This is a genomic window from Aminipila terrae, assembly GCF_010120715.1.
GTDB lineage: Bacteria > Bacillota > Clostridia > Peptostreptococcales > Anaerovoracaceae > Aminipila > Aminipila terrae.
In genome coordinates this window covers 2,787,269-2,806,104 of sequence record NZ_CP047591.1, presented here as the reverse complement: position 1 = coordinate 2,806,104, position 18,836 = coordinate 2,787,269, and the positions used below count along the sequence as shown (strand labels likewise).

Here is an 18,836-nt window from a genome sequence, read left to right as displayed (position 1 = left end):
TTCCCTTCGATAATAAATAATAAATCTAACAGGTAAAGTGTATAAAAATAAAGATACAGTTTAAATACCATAAAACCCCTAATCTACTCAGGAAAAAACTTTAAATCTCAATGATATGGTTTCGTGCTGCATATAACACCAGTTCTGTAACGTTTTTAAAGTTATGTTTTCTCATGATATTTGCTCTGTGTGTTTCCACCGTTTTAACAGATATCATAAGAAAGTCCGCAATCTCCTTATTGCTGAATCCCTCTGCAAGCAGTTTAAGTACTTCTCGTTCCCTGCCGGATAACTCTTTATTTGACTTTTCATTCTCTAAAAATCCATTCAGCATAACTGGAGCAAGAACAGAGGATATATATATTTTCCCATCCATAACCTTTCGCACTGCTGTAATCAGTTCTTCAAAAGCATTTTCTTTCAGAACGTATCCTTTCGCACCATTGTTAAATGCTTCTGCCAGCATTTCTTCATTTTTATGCATAGTCAAAAATATAACTTTTAATTCAGGGCAAGAGTATTTTAGATTTTTACATACATCCAGACCACTTTTTCTTGGCATAGAAATATCTAAAAGTAAGATATCTGCTTTTTTCTGCAAACAAAACAGCTCAGCTTCAATCCCATCATCCGCCTGACCAGCAACTTCAATGTCATCTTCCTGTGATAGCAGTATTTCTAAAGATTCTCTGAACATTTTATGATCATCTGCCAAAAATATCTTTATCTTATTTCCCATCATGAACAGGTACCTCCATAATTACTTTTGTTCCACCTTCCATTCTGCTTATAACTTCAAACCTTCCTCCCAGCATTTTCACTCTGTCCTCCATGGATAAAATCCCAAGTCCCATGTCATTTTCGCTTATTTGAAATCCGATACCATCATCAACAACTTTAAAAACAGAAAGCTTCTTTTCCTCATTGTAAGAAATGTTTATAAAGACGTTCTCTGCCTTAGAATGTTTTATCACATTTGTGAGCGCTTCCTGGAGCACTCTGTAAATATTTAATGCAATAGTATCGTCAATAGAAGGCAATTCATCTTCAATGATAAAGTTACATGTAATGTTATCTAATTCATTTACCTTTTGAACCAGTAACCGGACTGCTTCTGCCAGTCCTTTCTCTTCCAGTATTTTAGGATTTAAATTATTTAATACTTCACGCATTTCCACTATAGAAGTTTCTGCCAGTTTTGATGCCTTCTCCATGTTTAGTAAAAGCCCATCATTGTCATTTATCTGCTTTTTGGCTAAACCAAGAATTAATTTTAATGCGGCCAGACTTTGTCCTACCCCATCGTGCAAATCCCTGGCCAGTTTTTTTCTTTCCTGTTCTTCTGTAACAACAAGAAGCCTTGCCTGTTTTCTCAATAAGCTGTTCTTTTCTTTTATTTCTGTTTCAAATCCTGATATCTCTAAGTATTTTTCCCATGAATAATAATCTTCGAACTCAACAATGTTCAGTCCCTTCTCCTCTTCCTCCGGAGTAACCCTGAGTCCAACCGTTCTATTCAGGATAGAAAACATAATATAAGATAGTCCAAACACCCAGACAAAATTTGCCACAATTCCAACGATCTGAACACCAAACTGTGAAATTCTGTCTGGGAGATTAAGATATTGCTGTTCAATAAAGAAGGGCAGCAGCAGGCAGCCTGTAATCCCACCTACCAAATGAACGGGGATGGCGTTTACGGCATCATCCAGTTTCCATCTTTCAAGCAGATACCTTGAAAGATCTACTATTATTCCAGTAATAAACCCTATTTCTATAGCCGCTGCGGGAGTACAATAAAATGCTGCTGCCGTAATTGCTACAAGTCCACCAAGGACTCCGTTAAATAATGATATCAGATAACCTCCATTTTTTTTCATTAGAAAATTTAAAATTAAAGCTCCAGCCATGCCGGCTGCGGCAGATAGATTCGTATTTAAAACGGCAAGTCCCACTTCTTCAGAAAACCGGAATGTACTTCCCCCATTAAAACCCATCCATCCGAACCATAAGATAAACACACCTAAAGTGGCTATAGGAATATTAGACCGGCCCGAAGTAGCTTTTTTCCGCCCACCTACTACTGATATACCTGCTAAGGCAATAAATCCAGCTGTAACGTGTACGACAGAAGCTCCTGCACAGTCAATATACCCCATGTTCTGTAACCATGTACTCTGTTTTAAAAAGTTTCCACCCCAGACCCAGTGCCCGAATACTGGATATATAAGTATACTGCTTATAAAAGCTGCAATCTGTAAAGGAATAATCTTTGTTCTCTCGGACATAGCTCCTGCAAATATTGTTACTGCCACCCCTGCAAACATTAACTGGATAAAAACAAAGGCAAATCCCAAATTGTTTTTGGAGGTAATATCCTGAAGTCCCCATAGGCTCATGCCTGCTATGCCATGAAAAGTTTTTCCGAACATAAGTGGAAATCCTGCCATACAAAAACATATAGTAGTAACCATAAATGTAAGCAGGTTTTCGATGGATACAAATATAATATTTTTACTTTGAATAAAACCTACTTCCAGACAAGTAAGCCCTGCCTGCATAAAAAAAACAAAGCAGCCACAAATAACAATCCAGATTATATCCAAACTTAGCGCCATACCAGGTATACTCCTTTTTCTTAAATAAGATGATTATACTGCACAAGGAATTATATGTCAAAAGGCAGAGAATCATAGACTCTCTGCCTTTATTATAATGAATTGATTTAATTATTATAATAGTTCTTTTCTTGAAAGGTTAATTCTGTTCTGACTATCAATTTCAGTAACTTTAACGGTGACAGTGTCACCAATGTTCATAACATCTTCAACCTTTTCAACTCTTTCTTTTGCCATCTTTGAAATGTGAAGAAGACCTTCCTTACCAGGGAGTATCTCTATGAAAGCACCAAAATTCATAATTCTGGTAACCTTACCTTCATAAGTTTCCCCAGCTTCTACATCCTTAGTAAGAAGTTCAATCTGCTTTTTAGCAGCTTCTGCTCCTTCCATATTTGGACTGTAAATGCTGATTAATCCAGGAGTATCATCTGAGATATCAATCTTAACTCCTGTTTCGTCAATAATCTTATTTATAGTTTTTCCTCCAGGACCGATTACAATTCTGGTCTTATCTGGATCAATATTTAAAGTAATAGCTCTTGGAGCATAAGCTGACATCTCTGTTCTTGGAGCTGGAATCTCATCAAGCATTTCCTTCATGATGTGCATTCTTCCATCATGAGCCTGCTTTAAAGCATCCTGTAAAATTTGTCTTGAAAGTCCGTGAACCTTTATATCCATCTGAATAGCCGTAACACCCACTTCAGTACCCGTTACCTTAAAGTCCATATCACCAAGGAAGTCTTCCATGCCCTGAATATCAGAAAGAATAGCAATCTTGCTGCTTCCATCTTCTTCAACTCTTTCAATAAGTCCCATTGCAATACCCGAAACAGGTCTCTTAAGAGGAACACCAGCATCCATCAAAGCTAGGCATGAACCACAAGTTGATCCCATAGAAGTAGAACCGTTTGAAGATAGAACTTCTGATACCACTCTAATTGCATAAGGGAATTCTTCTACACTTGGAAGAACTGGAATTAATGCTCTCTCTGCTAAAGCACCATGTCCAATTTCTCTTCTTCCCGGACCTCTTGAAGTTCTTGCTTCACCTACTGAATATGATGGGAAGTTATAGTGATGCATGTATCTCTTTTCTGTATCTTCTGTAATCCCGTCAATTGTTTGTGATTCTGATGCCGGAGCTAAAGTACAAACTGAAAGAACCTGAGTCTGGCCTCTCTTGAATAATCCTGTACCATGTGTTCTTGGTAATATACCTGTCTCACACCAAATAGGCCTTATTTCTGTTGTCTTTCTGTTATCCGGTCGGATGCCTTCATCTAAAATCATTGCACGTACAGTTTCCTTTGTAATGTTATAAAGAACTGCCGCAATATCTTTACCATTTTCTGGATAAATCTCTGCAAAGTGCTCCTTTGTCTCAACTTCAACTGCATCCATTTTATCAAGTCTTTCAAGCTTGTCTACAGTCTTAATTGCAGCTTTCATTCTATCTACTGCAAATGCTCTTACCGCCTGATCTATTTCTTCTGAAACTTTATAAAGTTCAGTTTGCTTCTTAGGCTTACCTACTTCTGCAATAATTTCTTCGATAAATTCAACTAACTTTTTAATTTCTTCATGAGCAAACATGATAGCATCTAACATTGTTTCTTCTGGAACTTCCTTAGCTCCAGCTTCAACCATCATAATCGCATCCTTCGTACCAGATACAACCAAATGCATTTCTGATTTTTCTCTCTGTTCAAGTGTAGGATTTACAATAAATTCACCATCAATCATACCAATTAGAACTGATGCTGTAGGGCCTTCCCAAGGAATGTCTGAAACCGAAAGGGCAATTGATGACCCTAACATTCCTACAATCTCAGGTGCACAGTCAGGATCAACACACATAACTGTAGCAATAACTACTACATCATTATAATATCCCTTTGGAAAAAGTGGTCTGATTGGCCTGTCTATAAGTCTTGAACTTAAGATTGCCTTTTCACTTGGTCTTCCTTCTCTTTTAATAAAGCCCCAGGAATTTTTCCTGCCGCATACATTTTCTCTTCATAATCAACACTAAGTGGGAAAAAGTCAATATCCTGCCTTGGTTCCTTTGATGCGCAGCATGTTACGTTTACTACTGTATCACCATATCTAAGCATAGCCTGTCCATTGGCCTGCTCACAAACCTTACCGATTTCTACTTGCAGCAGTCTCCCGCCCAATGCTGTTCTAAAAGTTCTATAATCTTCAAATCTCGCCATATTAACAACTACCTCCTGTTAATCCTTGCTCTATTTTTGCCAACTTGCATCTTATTATGCATTATATAAAAAAAAGCCTCTGCGAGGCGCCTTTAGCTCCCATTCGGTCGCATCTCAATGGTAGCTTTTATGAAACTCCGTCCATATCGTAAAAGACATTTCCTTCGTTATAAATAAAAGCGGAGCTGTTATGCCCCGCTTGTATTCCTTGATTACTTTCTTAATCCTAAACGTGCAATAAGATTTCTGTATCTTTCAATATCCTTATCCTTTAGGTAATTAAGAAGGTTTCTTCTTTGTCCAACCATCTTTAAAAGACCTCTTCTTGAGTGATGGTCTTTCTTATGAATCTTTAAATGTTCATTCAAATCGTTAATTCTATAAGTAAGAACTGCAACCTGTACTTCAGGGGATCCAGTATCTCCTTCTTTTAACTGATATTCTTTAATAATTTCTGCTTTTTTAGTCTGATCAATCATTTTAAATTCTCCTTTTCTTCATTCACCTTTGCTGAGTCTTCGTCGGAGTTTCGAGAAACTAGGCAAAAGGCATATATACATTGACAACTAATCATACCATAGCTTCATAATATTGTCTAGTATTTTTATCTGCCATTAATAATCATATGCTCAAAAGCTTCAGGTTTCATTGGTCTGGCAAAGTAATAACCCTGGGCCACATCGCAATTCATTGCTCTTAATGCTTCCGCCTGTTCTTTTGTTTCAATTCCTTCTGCCACGATTTCCAAATTCAGTTCTTTTGACATTTTGATAATGCTGTTAATAATTTTTCTACCTTTCTGGCTGTCAAAAGTCTCTGACAGAAACTCTTTATCAATTTTTATAATATCCGCAGGCATATCTTTCAGAATACTCAGGGAAGAATATCCACTACCAAAGTCATCTATGGATACATAGAATCCAACAGCTTTTAAATTATTGATAATCTTAATGATTCTTTCTGTACTTCTTTCTAATGTACCCTCTGTTATTTCTATTTCCAGCTGTCTGGTATTAATATGATATTTCTGGGCAATTTCTTTAAGTTCATCTACTAAATTTTTTCTGCACAGCGTAACTCTTGAAATATTTACTGAAATCCTCGGGATCTTTGTTAATCCAGCCTGATTCCACTTCTGTATCAGTTTACAGGTAGCTTCAAATATGTACATATCAAGCTTCTCAATGAACCCATTCTCTTCAAATAATGGAATGAAAAGCATAGGAGATAACATTCCCAGTTCCGGGTGTTTCCACCTTACTAAAACTTCAGCTCCTATTAGTGATTCATCAGCTAAGGAGTATTTCGGCTGCAGACAAGTAATGAATTCTCCATGTAAAAGCCCGGCCTCCATACCTACTGTAACCTTTTTTTTAAGTTCCATGTGCTCATTCATCTCTGGGGTATATTCCGCAATAGGATTTCCTACTTTTCCTTTTACGGTTTTCTTTGCTATATTGGCATAATCCAGCATCACGGATATGTTTTTAAATGGCTGATGAATGATGTAAGCCCCAATGCTTAATGTCAGATCATAATCTGGACCTAAAACAAGCTGTACATCTTTCTTTAACAAGCTGTCATCGGACATTGCATTAAATACCTTATCCTTATTGCAGGTTTTACTGATAAAAACAAAATTATCTGCCGCTCTTCTTGCTGTCAGCATGATTTCACCAGGCAATATCATTTCTATATGATCTGCAAGAATTTTTAAAACTTTATTTCCTGCATCATATCCATAGATGTCATTAATATATTTAAAATTATTAACATCAATACTGACCAGCATGTATTCATCTGCTTTTGCATTATCAAGTAATCCTCTGGCATCTATCCTGAATTTGGCCAAAGATGCTTTTCCCGTGCTGCTGTCCACATATAAGACTGATTTAAGCTTCCGGTTACTCGTTTCAATTACAATCAGCAATATAGCAAAAAAGAGAGTCAGAAGTCCAAGTATTACCCAGGAATTGTCCTTTACCAGCTTTGCAAAAGACACATCATAGGCTCTGGTGGAAGTATTTTTATAAATAATCGTGTTAACCACATCATTATCTAATCTGGCAATACTTTTATTTAAAATGTAAGTCATCTCTGCTGGTAACTTTGAGGATATGCCAAGATCCATTCTGCATTTAATGTCCGTAGAGTAAACATAAAAATTCTGATTATCTGTCTGTTCCAGTTCGTCATATGTATATGCTGGAATAAGCATAGCATCTGCTTTATTTTTTTCCAAAACGCTTAAGGCTTCTTCTATTGTTTCCGTTTTTTTTATGGAAAACTGCGGATATTCCTTTTTAAACTGGCCTTGATTTTTTTCGTCAAAAGAATACACAACAACATTTAATTTGTCCGATAAATTAAGTTGCTTATTTGATACAATCATCATGGGAACATTTAAATATGCGTCTGTATATTTCAAAGACTTTAACGGGCTGACATCATGATAACAGGCATATAAATCAATTCCGTCAAGCTGCTCCTTTGAAATAGTACCATTTTTAACCTCTACAGGAACAAATTCAAATTCAATACCACTAATGTTGCCAACTTCTTTCAATATGTCCGTACAGATACCGCTTGGCAGTCCCGTTTTCTTGTCAAAATACTGTAGCGGCTTGCTGTCAGATTGACACCCTACAATTAGTTTTTTAGTTTTCTTAATCAGGTCAATTTCTTTTTTAGTAATGCTGGGTTTACTTATATCCCTGTTACTAAAATACTTTTCATATAGTTTCTGTTCGAAATACTTATCATTTTTAAAAATATTTTTTAGCGCATAATTTAAACCCGCTATTATTTCTGTATTTCCCTTTGTAGTAGCATAATAATAGGGTTCGGATGACAGACGTGCTACAACAGTAGTATTAGGAATGGCCTGTAAATCCCCTGTTAAATATGTATCATAAAGACCTTCCTTTAGCTCTCTTCCAATGTCCTCTGAATCAGTATATACATAGTTAACTTTTATGCCTTTGTCTTTGCAATATTGATTCATTACCTCTGTATAGTAGTTTTCTTTCTCCGTCCCAACCTTCATTCCATTGAAAAAGTCCAGATCTTCGTATAAGATTCCACTATTTTTATTTGCAAACAGTACTCCATATTCTGTTCCCATTTGTACATTGGGAAAATCAAAGATCTTTTCCCGTTCTTCCGTTTTCTGCATAGGCCCGAATATATCTATTTTGCCTTCCTGCAGAAGCTTTACACCATCATCCCAGGAGCACTTTACAAATTCGTATTTCCAACCAGTGTATTTTGCAATTTCCTTGAGATAATCATAGCCATATCCCATGTTTCCATCACTGGCAGGTTCCAATATGGTAGCATAATCCGGATAATATCCCACTTTTACCACTCTATGGTTCAGCTGGTTATAATCCTGTGCATAAGATTCCAGGCACGGTAAATTAGTGATAATCAATATCACTATAACTAATAAAGCTATTGTACTTTTAATCCAATTTTTTATCATATACCTCACCACTATTTAGTTCTTCTATGATAATCTTTTGCCATAATACAATCGCTTGTAATTTGCTTAGATAGTTCTTCTACATTTGCAAATTTTCTTTCATCTCTTGTCTTTTCCAAAAATTCAACTCGAATGGTCTTACCATATAATTCCTTATTAAAATTAAAAATATGAGTTTCCACATTCTTTTTATAATCCCCAATTGTAGGTTTTACCCCTACATTAGTAATACTAGGGTATTTGACGCCGTTATATATACAATATGTAACGTATACACCATTTGAAGGTGTAACCATATTTTCATCAATAATAAGATTTGATGTAGGAAACCCAAAAGTTCTTCCTAATTTATTTCCCACAACTACTTCACCGCCTATAGCATAATTCCTACCCATGTATTTCATACACTGGTCCACTTTTCCCTCTGCTATAAGTGTTCTTATAAACGTACTGCTCACCAGATTCCCATCAATCTGAAAAGGTTCTAACACATGAATTCCAAAGCCTTTTATTATACCTTCATGCATTAAAATCTCCGGGGTACCTTGCGCTTTGTATCCGAATTTGTAATTAAATCCACAATAAGCCTGTTTCATATTAAACTTTCCTATTAAGATATTATCTATAAAGTCAATAGGTCTTATATGGCGTATATCTTCATTAAAAGGAATATTAAATAAATAGTCTACTCCTAAATTTTCAATTATCTTTGCTTTTTCATCAAAATATAAAATATTCTTTACTATTAACTCCCCTGAATTAACATTTTTAGGGTGATTTGAAAAAGTAAAAACTGCACTTTTTAGATTTGCCGCTTCGGCGGTTTTAACAGTTCTGGTAATCAGGGCTTGATGTCCCTTATGGATTCCATCAAAATTTCCCAAGGCCACAACAGTGTTTTCTATATTCTTAATTCCATCTAAACTATTAAAAATAATCATTCTTTACCCTCTGCCAAAAACTTTGTCTGCTTTAAAACTCTTTGTTTCTTCATTAAAAAAAGCCACTCCAAGAAATATTTCCTGTTTGTCTGAGCACATATAAGCATTGTATGCCCGTCTAAATTCCTCTCGGATTTTCATATGTGGATGTCCATCCTTAAATGTAGGATATTGCTTAAGTTCTACCTGTTTTTCACTAACATATCCACCATCACAAAACCATTTTACTCTGTCATCATTTAAAACAATTTTTCCGAAATTTACTAAGGGAAAATCTACATCTACTATAAAAGGGTTTAATTCTTCAGGTAATGCCCGGGCATATTGTATTATTTTACCAGTATCCGGATTCCTTTTATCTTCCCCCTGTTTTAAGGCTTTTAAATCCTCCATGTTAACAGAATCTTCTAACGTAAATTTCCCACTGGCCGTTCTGGTAAGACCGCTCATAGCCGCCCCGCATTTTAAAGCAGCTCCTATATCTCTGCATATTGAACGAATATAGGTTCCCTTGGAGCATACAACTTCAAAACTGAATTTTCTTTCATCTAAGGAAATGTTTGTTAATCTTATATCATTAATATACACCTGTCTTGATGCGATTTCAACCATTTCCCCAGCTCTGGCGTATTCATAAAGTTTACGTCCATTCACTTTAAGAGCAGAATATCTGGGTGGCAGTTGGGTAATGGTTCCTGAAAATCCTTTCAGAACCTCTTTTATTCTATCTTCTGAAATACTTCCCTCTGCTATAAGCTGTTGAGTTTCTTTTATGTTCTCTGCAACGACTTCTCCCCAGATATCAAGTGTATCTGTTTCAATACCTAACAGAATCTCACATGAATACTTTTTTAAATCCAGATCAAGATATTCCATAACCCTTGCAGCACTTCCGATACAAACGGGTAAAACACCTTCAGCCATTGGATCCAGTGTTCCCGTATGCCCAACGCGTTTTATTCCTGTCAGACTTCTTATAACATTTACACAATCATGAGAAGTGTAGCCTTTTGGCTTATTAATATTGATAATTCCCTGTTTAATCATCCACTAACCTTTCAGATACTCTTCCACTAATTTTATCATTACCTGTATTGTTTCCTCATAACTTTTTTGCACAGTACAGCCAGCCGCCCTTGCATGACCGCCTCCATTGAGTTTTTTGCTCATTTCTGCTACATTTACATATTTTTTTGAGCGCATGCTGACTTTGCATTTATTTTTCTGAACCTCTTTTACAAATACAGCCACTTCAATTCCCGCAATATTACGTAATATTTCTATCATTCCCTCTGTTTCTTCCATTTTGCCCTGGGTTTCTTCAAACATTTCCTGGGTTACGCCACAAATAGCAGCCTGCCCCCAGCGAATACATTTAGCTCCTGTAGGGCTTTGGTTTGCAGGAGAAGTTTTTCTAATCTGTTATTTTGATAAAGCTCAACACTTATTTCGTTATAATCAACGCCATAATCCCACAATTCTGCTGCAATCAGATGAGTTTTTTTAGTTGTATTTGAATACTGGAAATTTCCAGTATCAGTAGTGATTGCTGCAAAAATAGCTGAGGCAATATCTTTATCAATTTCTACAGGTAACTCTTTCAGTAATTCATAAATAATTTCACCCGTAGCAGAAGCTGTAGGATCAATAAAATTAAAATCAGCAAAAGGTTCTGTTGTAACATGATGGTCGATACATCCCTTTTGCTTTCCTTCAAAAAACTTATCTTTTCTTTCCTTAAATCGGTCCACATCACCACAGTCAATGCATAAACAGATATCAGGATTTTCGATTACATGATTATCATAAGTACAATAATCTTTGTCCAAAAACCGCAAAAAGGCCGCTATATCATCTTCAATAAGGATATGTGCCTGTTTGCCCAGTTTTCGGAGTGCTATACAGAGTGCTACAGAAGAGCCCAGAGTGTCGCCATCCATATTTATATGTGTGAACAGCAGCACACTCTTAGAAGCCATTAAAAACTCTGCAATTTGTTTTAATGTATTATTTTCTCTATTCATCTTCTTCATCCGGTTCTTCTTTATAATTTTCTATTCCCAAACTACTGATTATTTCTGAAATGTGTCTGCCATATTCCATAGATTCATCCATTTTAAATATGAGATCTGGCACATGTCTTAATTTTATACTTTTACCAATTTCCCTTTTTATCAAGCCCTTGGCACTTTTAAAAGCAGCAAGCACCTCTTCTTTTTCTTTTTTGGCTTTTTCCTCGTCCTTGCTGCTGCCAAGTACAGTAACATATATGGTAGCATAACTGCCATCAGAGGTAACCTCTACAGCAGATATGCTAACTAATCCTGATAATCTGGGGTCTTTAATTTCTCTTAGAAGCAATTCTCCAATAAGTTTTCTAATTTCTTCACCGAGACGGCCTTGTCTATACCCTTTTCCCATTTATCAATTACCTTCCTATTTTCTCTCTACCTCTACCATATGGAAGCATTCAATAATGTCACCTTCCTTAAGGTCATTGTAGTTTTCAAATCCAATACCACATTCAAAGCCATGCTGAACTTCTTTGGCATCGTCTTTAAACCTCTTAAGAGATGAAATCTTACCTTCGTGATATACGATTCCATCACGAACCAGACGGATGTCTGCATTTCTTACCACTTTGCCTTCAAGTACATAGGCTCCTGCAATAGTGCCTACTCCTGGTACTTTAAATGTAGTTCGTACTTCTACTTTGCCCAAAACTTCTTCTTTAAATTCAGGATCCAGCATGCCCTTCATAGCGGCTTCCACATCATCTATAACATTATAGATTACTCTATATGTTCTGATTTCAATGCCTTCTCGTTCTGCCATATTGGAAACAGCGGTACTAGGTCTTACATTAAATCCAATAATTACCGCTCCGGAGGTACCGGCCAGCATTACATCAGATTCCGTTATAGTCCCTACTCCGGAATGAATAATTCGAACTCTGACATTTTCATTTTTAAGTTTTTCAAGAGAAGATTCCAATGCTCCTACAGAACCCTGTACGTCACCCTTTATAATCAGGTTCAGTTCTTTTATTTCACCTTCCTGAATCTGGGAGAATAATTGTTCAAGTGTTGTACTGGAGTTTCTTGCAAGTACTTCTTCTCTCAGTTTAGATTTCCTTGAGTCTGCAATTTCTCTGGCAACTTTATCTTCTTTGACTGCATTAAATACGTCTCCGGCTTCTGGAACATCTGTTAATCCTAAGATTTCAACTGCTGTAGCAGGACCGGCTTTTTTGATTGTATCACCCTTAAAGTTGGTCATCAGTCTGATTCTGCCGCTGCTTGTTCCTGCAACTACACTCATACCTGACTGCAGGGTACCATTGGTTACAAGCAATGTAGCAACCGGACCCTTTGATTTATCCAGTCTGGCTTCTATGACAGAACCCATGGCAAGCCTGTTTGGATTTGCTTTAAGCTCCATAACTTCTGCCTGTAGTAGTACCATTTCTAATAAATTAACAATGCCTTCTCCTGATTTTGCTGAAACTGGAACTGCAATAGTGTCACCGCCCCATGCTTCAACAAGGATACCATGTTCCGTCAGATCCTGCATTACTCTGTCTGGATTTGCTCCAGGTTTATCAATCTTATTAATCGCCACAATAATAGGAACTCCAGCAGCCTTTGCATGACTGATTGATTCTATTGTTTGTGGTTTAACACTGTCATCAGCAGCAACTACTAAGATAGCAATATCCGCACCATGAGCACCGCGGGCTCTCATGGCAGTAAAGGCCTCATGTCCCGGTGTATCAAGAAATACTATCTTCTGCCCATTTATCATAACCTCTGATGCACCAATATGCTGCGTAATGCCACCAGATTCAGATGCTGTAACGTTGGTTTTTCTAATTGCGTCAAGAAGGGATGTCTTACCGTGGTCAACGTGACCCATAACCGTAACAATTGGAGGTCTTGGCTTTAGATCTTCCGGTTTATCCTCAAACATTTCAAGACCTTCTTCTACAGCCTCTTCTTCTACTTTACCAATTACTACACTAACACCTACTTCATCTGCTAACACCATCACGGTATCTTCATCAATGTTCTGATTTATATTTGCCATGATACCCAGCTTCATCAGTTTCATGATTACGGTCGAAGTAGATATTTCAAGCTGTTCACAGAATCCAGCTACTGTTATTGGTACATTTATAACTTTTGTTCCTACTGGAAGTTCATCCATACTTATTTCCGGCTCCTCTACTACCTTTGGTTTCTGCTGATGTTTCTTTGGCTTAGGCGCTTTTTCAAGAGATCTTGTTTTTGTACCTTGCTTTGGTTTTCCGCCCTTTTCCAGCTTGGCAAATTTATCTCTTTCCTTATCTTTTTCTTTATCTTCTCTCTTTATTGTAGGCTTTGAAACGATAGGTGCTGGAATATCACCACTTTTTTCATGAGCTCTGTCATTTTTCTGATATGGCTTTTTTTCACCATTTTTATGATCTCTTCCATCAGAATCTTTATCTTTATTGTAATAAGGTCTGTCTGATGCTGGTCTTTGAGGTCTGTTTTCATTATTTCTCTGATAATTTCCCCTGTTATTATCACTTCGGTTGTCTCTTCTTGGGCCATTATCGTTTGTATTATCTCTTCTTGGACCATTATGATTATCATTTCTGTAATCTCTTCTTGGACCATTATCGTTTGCGTTATCTCTTCTTGGACCATTATGATTATCATTTCTATAATCTCTTCTTGGACCATTATCGTTTGTGTTATCTCTCCTTGGGCCATTATGATTATCATTTCTGTTATCTCTTCTCTGATAGTCGTTTCTTGATCCCTGTCTGTTATCTTCCGTCTTGGCCTGCTCTCTTCTCTGGGCTTCGGCCTTCCGTTTTTCCTCTGCTCTTTCTTTTTCTGCCCTTTCAGCTTCCGGATCATACTTTTTGATAATCTTTAACCTCTGAGGTCCTTCCTGAACTGGTTCAGGCTTAACTGCTACCTCTGGAACATCTATTTTTTCTTTTACATCATTATTTTTTACTTCAGATGCTTTAATTGGTTCTGCTGGATGCTTTGCCGCTTTATCTTCAAACTCTTTTGGAACCACTGGCTTCCCTACCGGCGGTCTGGATTTTGCTGCTTCCATATCCTTTGGTACTGGTTTTCCTACCGGCGGCTTTTGCACCGATACATTTTTTTCCTGACTTTTAGTTGATTGCTGTGCCTTTGCAGGTTTAGATGCAGGACTTACCGTCAACCTTGCTGCTGCCTTAACTACTATCCTAGGTTCCTCCTCTATTTCTTCCTTTTCTATTTTCTTAGGTGCCGCTTTAACAATCTTTGTTTCAGCACTCGATCTGCTCCTGTTTATTGTATTTCTTACTGAAATTGCATCAATATCAGATAGTCCGCTCATATGACTTTTTGCTTCAATCCCCATTGCATTGATTTTCTCCAGCAGTTCCTTGCTGTTCATGTTCAATTCTTTTGCTAGTTCGTGGATTTTTATTGTCATTAGAACACCTCCTTCTATATAGACTGATCTTCATCAATCTCTTTTAAAATTACGTTTGCAAAATTTTGATCAGTTATGCCAAATACTCCCCTTCCTGTAGTTCCACAAGCCTGTGAAAGTTCATCACAGGTCCCATACACACGATATACTACTTTACATTCATTTGCCGTACTGACAAGCTTTTTCATAGTATTTTCTGAAACATCTCCTGCCAGAATTAAAAGCTTTAACTTTTTTTTATTCATAGCCAAAAGGCATGTGTTATAACCCATAATCAGATTTCTTGAACGCTTAGCAAATCCTAAATAACTATCAATCTTTTTTCTCATATTTTTTTAATTCCTCAAACAGCTTTTCAATCTGTTCAGTTTTTAATTCCATTTCCAGGTTTCTGCCTATTGCCCTTTTCTTCTGTGCCTTTTCAAAACACTCCGTATCGGGGCACAGATAAACGCCTCTGCCTTTTGCCTTTCCCGTTAAATCAATAGACACCTCCCCTTCAAACCCAGCGATTCGGATTAACTGGTTTTTAGGTTTGGATTCCATACATCCAACACAACGTCTCATAGGTATTTTCTTAGTCTTCAAGGCATTCACCCCAATCCTTATTCTTCATCCTCAAAATCATCCAGTATCATTTCAGGCTCATCATATTCAACAATTTCAACAGAATCTGAAAAATACTGGGAATGACTCTTGATATCTATTTTCCATCCGCAGAGCTTTGCTGCCAGTCTGACATTCTGCCCTTCCTTACCTATTGCAAGAGACAACTGATAATCCGGAACAATAGCCACTGCAGTCTTTTCTTCTTCATTGGCAAGCACTTTCTCAACTTTTGCAGGACTCAGTGCGCTGCTGATCAATTTCTCCGGATCTTCGCTCCAGTTAATGATATCGATTTTCTCCCCAAATAATTCATCAACGATAACCTGAACCCTGCTTCCTCTCGGTCCTACGCAGGCTCCTACCGCATCTACGTTTTCATCCAAAGCGTATACTGCCATTTTTGTTCTGGATCCTGCCTCTCTTGAAATGCTTTTTATTTCAATAACGCCGTCCTGAATTTCAGGAACTTCCAGTTCAAATAATCTTTTTACAAGTCCTGGATGGGATCTGGAAAGATATACCTGAGGCCCTTTCGTAGTCTTTTTAACATCCATGATGTAAACTTTAATTCTTCCATTAATTTCATAAGTTTCACCAGGTACCTGTTCTGTTGCTGCCAGAATACCTTCAGTTTTACCCATATTAATAAAGATTGTATCATTACTTATTCTATGAATCTGTCCTGTAATAATTTCACCCTGTCTGTTAATATAATCATCAAAAATCATTCCACGTTCAGCTTCTCTGATTCTTTGAACGACTACCTGCTTGGCTGTCTGTGCAGCAATTCGTCCAAAATCCTTCGGAGTAACCTGATATTCAATGGCATCTCCGATTTTATATCTTGGATCTATTTCAAGGGCATCTTCCAGAGAGATTTCTATTAAGTCCTCCCATACCTCTTCTACTACATCCTTCTTCATAAAAACGTCTATGTCACCGGTTTCTCTGTCAATATTCACTCTTACGTTCTGAGAAGTTCCATAGTTCTTTTTATAAGCTGATACTAATGCAGATTCAATAGCTTCAATAAGGACATCTTTAGAAATTTCTTTTTCCTTTTCAAGTTCCTCAATGGCCTTTATAAATTCTCTGTTCATTTTTCCGCAAAACCTCCTTTTAAAATATCACTGCCAATTTTGTTTTAGCTACCTTGGTCACAGGGATTTCTATACGTTTAGTTTTTTCATCAATAATAACTAAATTATCATCTACAACGCCCACAAGCTCGCCTGTAAACTTTTTCTTTCCGTCAACTGCCTGATATAAATTAACATCGACCTGTTTACCTGCGTATCTTATAAAATCTTTTTCCTTTATTAATTCTCTGTCCATTCCAGGTGAAGAAACTTCCAGATAATAATTTTGTTCAATAGGATCCGTTTCATCAAGTTTTTCGCTCAAAAACCGACTTACCTTTTCACAGTCATCTGTACTGATATATTGTTCCTCAGTTCCCTGAACTTTATCTATATAAACTCTTAAGAACCAATCTTTTGCTTCCTTTACGAATTCAACATTATAAAGTTCCAGATTATTTTCCATTAAAAATGAATTCAGTATTTCCTCAACTAAGTCTTTTATTTTTACCTTAGCCATATTGTTCCCTTCACATTCTTTCTTCTATTACTTTTTGATTTTACAAAAGTAGAAGAGTGGACAAAGCCCACTCTTCTAAAAATAAGTCTAAAATTAACAACTTATATAAGAATAACATAAAAGGCCTGCAAAAGCAAGCCTTTTATTTATATTACCATCACTCCTGCATATTTAAAATAGTCAATGCCCTGTGGGGATCATTTACCTTCATTATCATAGGTGCAGTTCCATGATTTGAATAACCATACATATATGAAACATTTATGCCTGCAGAAGCCAGTTTTTCAGCACTTCATACAAAGCTCCCGGTGTATCAGGGGTTTCCACGCATAATACTTCAACTAAATTAGCAGAAAGTTCTTGTTCCTTAAGTACATTCATAGCCTTCTCATAATCATCTACTATCATTCTGGCAATGCCAAATTCAGCAGCTTCAGCAATACTTATTGCGGAAATATTTATATTATTTCTGCTCAGTATTTCAGTAAGTTCTTCCAGCCTTCCTGCCTCATTCTGCAAAAAAACGGTTACCTGTTTTATAATTTTCATATGTTCATGCTCCCTTCAACTATTAAATATGACGTCTGTCAATAACTCTTTTAGCCTTACCCTCACTTCTTTCAATAGTTTTATGTTCAGCCAGAGTTACTTTTACACCTATACGAAGTACACTGTTCAGTTTGTGTTTTATAGTATCCTTTATTCTTTCCAGATCACCCATTTCATCGGGTACATACTTTTCGTTAAGTTCTACCTTTACTTCTATTGTATCCATAGTTCCCTGACGGTCAACAATTATTACATAATTTGGTGAAACCTCTTGAACTTCCAGAAGCACACTTTCAACTTGTGAAGGGAATACATTAACACCTCTTATGATTAGCATATCATCACTTCTGCCCAGTATTTTTCCCATCCTGGCATTGGTTCTGCCGCATTCACAGATTTCATGGGTGATACTGCTTAAATCACGGGTCCTATATCGTAAAAGAGGCATAGCTTCTTTTGTAAGGTGAGTAAATACCAGTTCTCCAACAGTACCATCAGCTACAGGATCCAGCGTGTCCGGATTTAAAATTTCAGGATAGAAATGATCTTCAGCTACATGAAGTCCTTTTTGCTCACTGCAGCTTGCTGCAACACCCGGTCCCATGATTTCACTTAGTCCATATATATCATATGCAGTTAATCCAAGACCTTCTTCAATCTTTTTCCTCATTTCATTGCTCCAGGGTTCTGCACCAAAAATACCAATTCTAAGAGAAAGTTCTTCCTTCTTAATGCCAGCCTCCCGAAGTGATTCAGCTAAAAACATTGCATAGGAAGGGGTACATGCTAAAATCGTAGATTTGAAGTCTTTCATAAGTGTAAGCTGATTTCTTGTATTACCTCCAGAAATAGGTATTACACCTGCTCCCAGCTTGGTTGCTCCATCATGAAGTCCAAGGCCTCCTGTAAATAATCCATAGCCATATGCAATCTGTATTACATCCTTATTTGTTCCACCTGCACAGCAAATAGCTCTGGCTACACACTCTGAAAAGTTATCTAAGTCTTTTCTTGTATAGGGAACAGCTGTAGGTTTTCCTGTAGTACCAGAAGAAGCGTGGATTCTTACAAACTGGCTTTCTGGTGCTGCGCAAAGACCGAAGGGGTAATTATCTCTTAAATCCTTTTTTGTTGTGAAAGGCAGCTTTACAATATCTTCAATGGTTTTTATATCACCTGGTTCTACACCCAGTTCCTGCATCTTTTTTCTATAAAACTCTACATTCTGATAAACTCTGGCAACCGTGTCTCTAAGTCTGCGGCTCTGTACCCCACGTCTCTGTTCAATATCCATACATTCAGCAGTTTCATTCCAAATCATTTTTCATTC

At 37.0% G+C, this 18,836-nt stretch carries 16 protein-coding genes and 1 pseudogene; all 17 read right to left on the bottom strand.

Annotated elements, in window-relative coordinates:
* Nucleotides 1-100: 100 nt before the first annotated feature.
* The 17 genes and pseudogenes from Ami3637_RS13480 to Ami3637_RS13400 all read right to left on the bottom strand — a co-directional run bounded on the left by Ami3637_RS13480 (nt 101) and on the right by Ami3637_RS13400 (nt 18,827).
* Complete coding sequence (locus Ami3637_RS13480; protein ID WP_243158020.1) at nt 101-742, bottom strand: response regulator; 642 nt, start codon at nt 740-742, stop codon at nt 101-103.
* On the bottom strand, nt 729-2,618 hold the full coding sequence (locus tag Ami3637_RS13475) for a histidine kinase (protein ID WP_162363014.1): 1,890 nt from the start codon (nt 2,616-2,618) through the stop codon (nt 729-731). The genes Ami3637_RS13480 and Ami3637_RS13475 overlap by 14 nt, the downstream gene beginning before the upstream one ends.
* Nucleotides 2,619-2,732: 114 nt before the next feature.
* Nucleotides 2,733-4,840 (bottom strand): annotated as a pseudogene (locus Ami3637_RS13470) (polyribonucleotide nucleotidyltransferase).
* 212 nt (nt 4,841-5,052) lie between these two features.
* Nucleotides 5,053-5,319: a 30S ribosomal protein S15 gene (rpsO, locus tag Ami3637_RS13465; protein WP_162363013.1), complete on the bottom strand. Its 267-nt coding sequence runs from the start codon at nt 5,317-5,319 to the stop codon at nt 5,053-5,055.
* A gap of 125 nt (nt 5,320-5,444) precedes the next feature.
* Nucleotides 5,445-8,324, bottom strand: coding sequence for an EAL domain-containing protein (locus tag Ami3637_RS13460; protein WP_162363012.1), 2,880 nt, complete (start codon nt 8,322-8,324; stop codon nt 5,445-5,447).
* A gap of 11 nt (nt 8,325-8,335) precedes the next feature.
* A complete protein-coding gene (locus tag Ami3637_RS13455; RefSeq protein WP_162363011.1) occupies nt 8,336-9,265 on the bottom strand; it encodes a bifunctional riboflavin kinase/FAD synthetase in 930 nt (309 codons plus the stop codon).
* 3 nt (nt 9,266-9,268) lie between these two features.
* Nucleotides 9,269-10,312 (bottom strand): tRNA pseudouridine(55) synthase TruB, encoded by a 1,044-nt coding sequence (gene truB, locus Ami3637_RS13450; RefSeq protein ID WP_162363010.1) that lies wholly within the window; start codon nt 10,310-10,312, stop codon nt 9,269-9,271.
* Between the two features lie 3 nt (nt 10,313-10,315).
* Nucleotides 10,316-10,594, bottom strand: a complete 279-nt coding sequence (locus Ami3637_RS13445; RefSeq protein WP_162363009.1) for a DHH family phosphoesterase — start codon at nt 10,592-10,594, stop codon at nt 10,316-10,318.
* Between the two features lie 8 nt (nt 10,595-10,602).
* The gene (locus tag Ami3637_RS13440; protein ID WP_162363008.1) at nt 10,603-11,298 is read right to left on the bottom strand and encodes a DHH family phosphoesterase; all 696 of its coding nucleotides are present in this window, start codon (nt 11,296-11,298) and stop codon (nt 10,603-10,605) included.
* Complete coding sequence (rbfA, locus tag Ami3637_RS13435; protein ID WP_162363007.1) at nt 11,282-11,686, bottom strand: 30S ribosome-binding factor RbfA; 405 nt, start codon at nt 11,684-11,686, stop codon at nt 11,282-11,284. The genes Ami3637_RS13440 and rbfA overlap by 17 nt, the downstream gene beginning before the upstream one ends.
* 15 nt (nt 11,687-11,701) lie before the next feature.
* Complete coding sequence (infB, locus tag Ami3637_RS17995; protein ID WP_162363006.1) at nt 11,702-14,749, bottom strand: translation initiation factor IF-2; 3,048 nt, start codon at nt 14,747-14,749, stop codon at nt 11,702-11,704.
* Nucleotides 14,750-14,763: 14 nt separating this feature from the next.
* Nucleotides 14,764-15,078: a L7Ae/L30e/S12e/Gadd45 family ribosomal protein gene (locus Ami3637_RS13425; RefSeq protein WP_162363005.1), complete on the bottom strand. Its 315-nt coding sequence runs from the start codon at nt 15,076-15,078 to the stop codon at nt 14,764-14,766.
* Complete coding sequence (gene rnpM, locus Ami3637_RS13420; RefSeq protein WP_162363004.1) at nt 15,062-15,337, bottom strand: RNase P modulator RnpM; 276 nt, start codon at nt 15,335-15,337, stop codon at nt 15,062-15,064. Before rnpM ends, Ami3637_RS13425 begins: the two co-directional genes overlap by 17 nt.
* 17 nt (nt 15,338-15,354) lie before the next feature.
* Complete coding sequence (nusA, locus tag Ami3637_RS13415; protein WP_162363003.1) at nt 15,355-16,458, bottom strand: transcription termination factor NusA; 1,104 nt, start codon at nt 16,456-16,458, stop codon at nt 15,355-15,357.
* Between the two features lie 19 nt (nt 16,459-16,477).
* Nucleotides 16,478-16,957, bottom strand: a complete 480-nt coding sequence (locus Ami3637_RS13410) for a ribosome maturation factor RimP (RefSeq protein WP_162363002.1) — start codon at nt 16,955-16,957, stop codon at nt 16,478-16,480.
* A 261-nt stretch (nt 16,958-17,218) separates the two neighbouring features.
* On the bottom strand, nt 17,219-17,506 hold the full coding sequence (locus Ami3637_RS13405) for an ACT domain-containing protein (RefSeq protein ID WP_162363001.1): 288 nt from the start codon (nt 17,504-17,506) through the stop codon (nt 17,219-17,221).
* 22 nt (nt 17,507-17,528) lie between these two features.
* Nucleotides 17,529-18,827, bottom strand: coding sequence for a phenylacetate--CoA ligase family protein (locus Ami3637_RS13400; RefSeq protein WP_162363000.1), 1,299 nt, complete (start codon nt 18,825-18,827; stop codon nt 17,529-17,531).
* Nucleotides 18,828-18,836 lie beyond the last annotated feature (9 nt).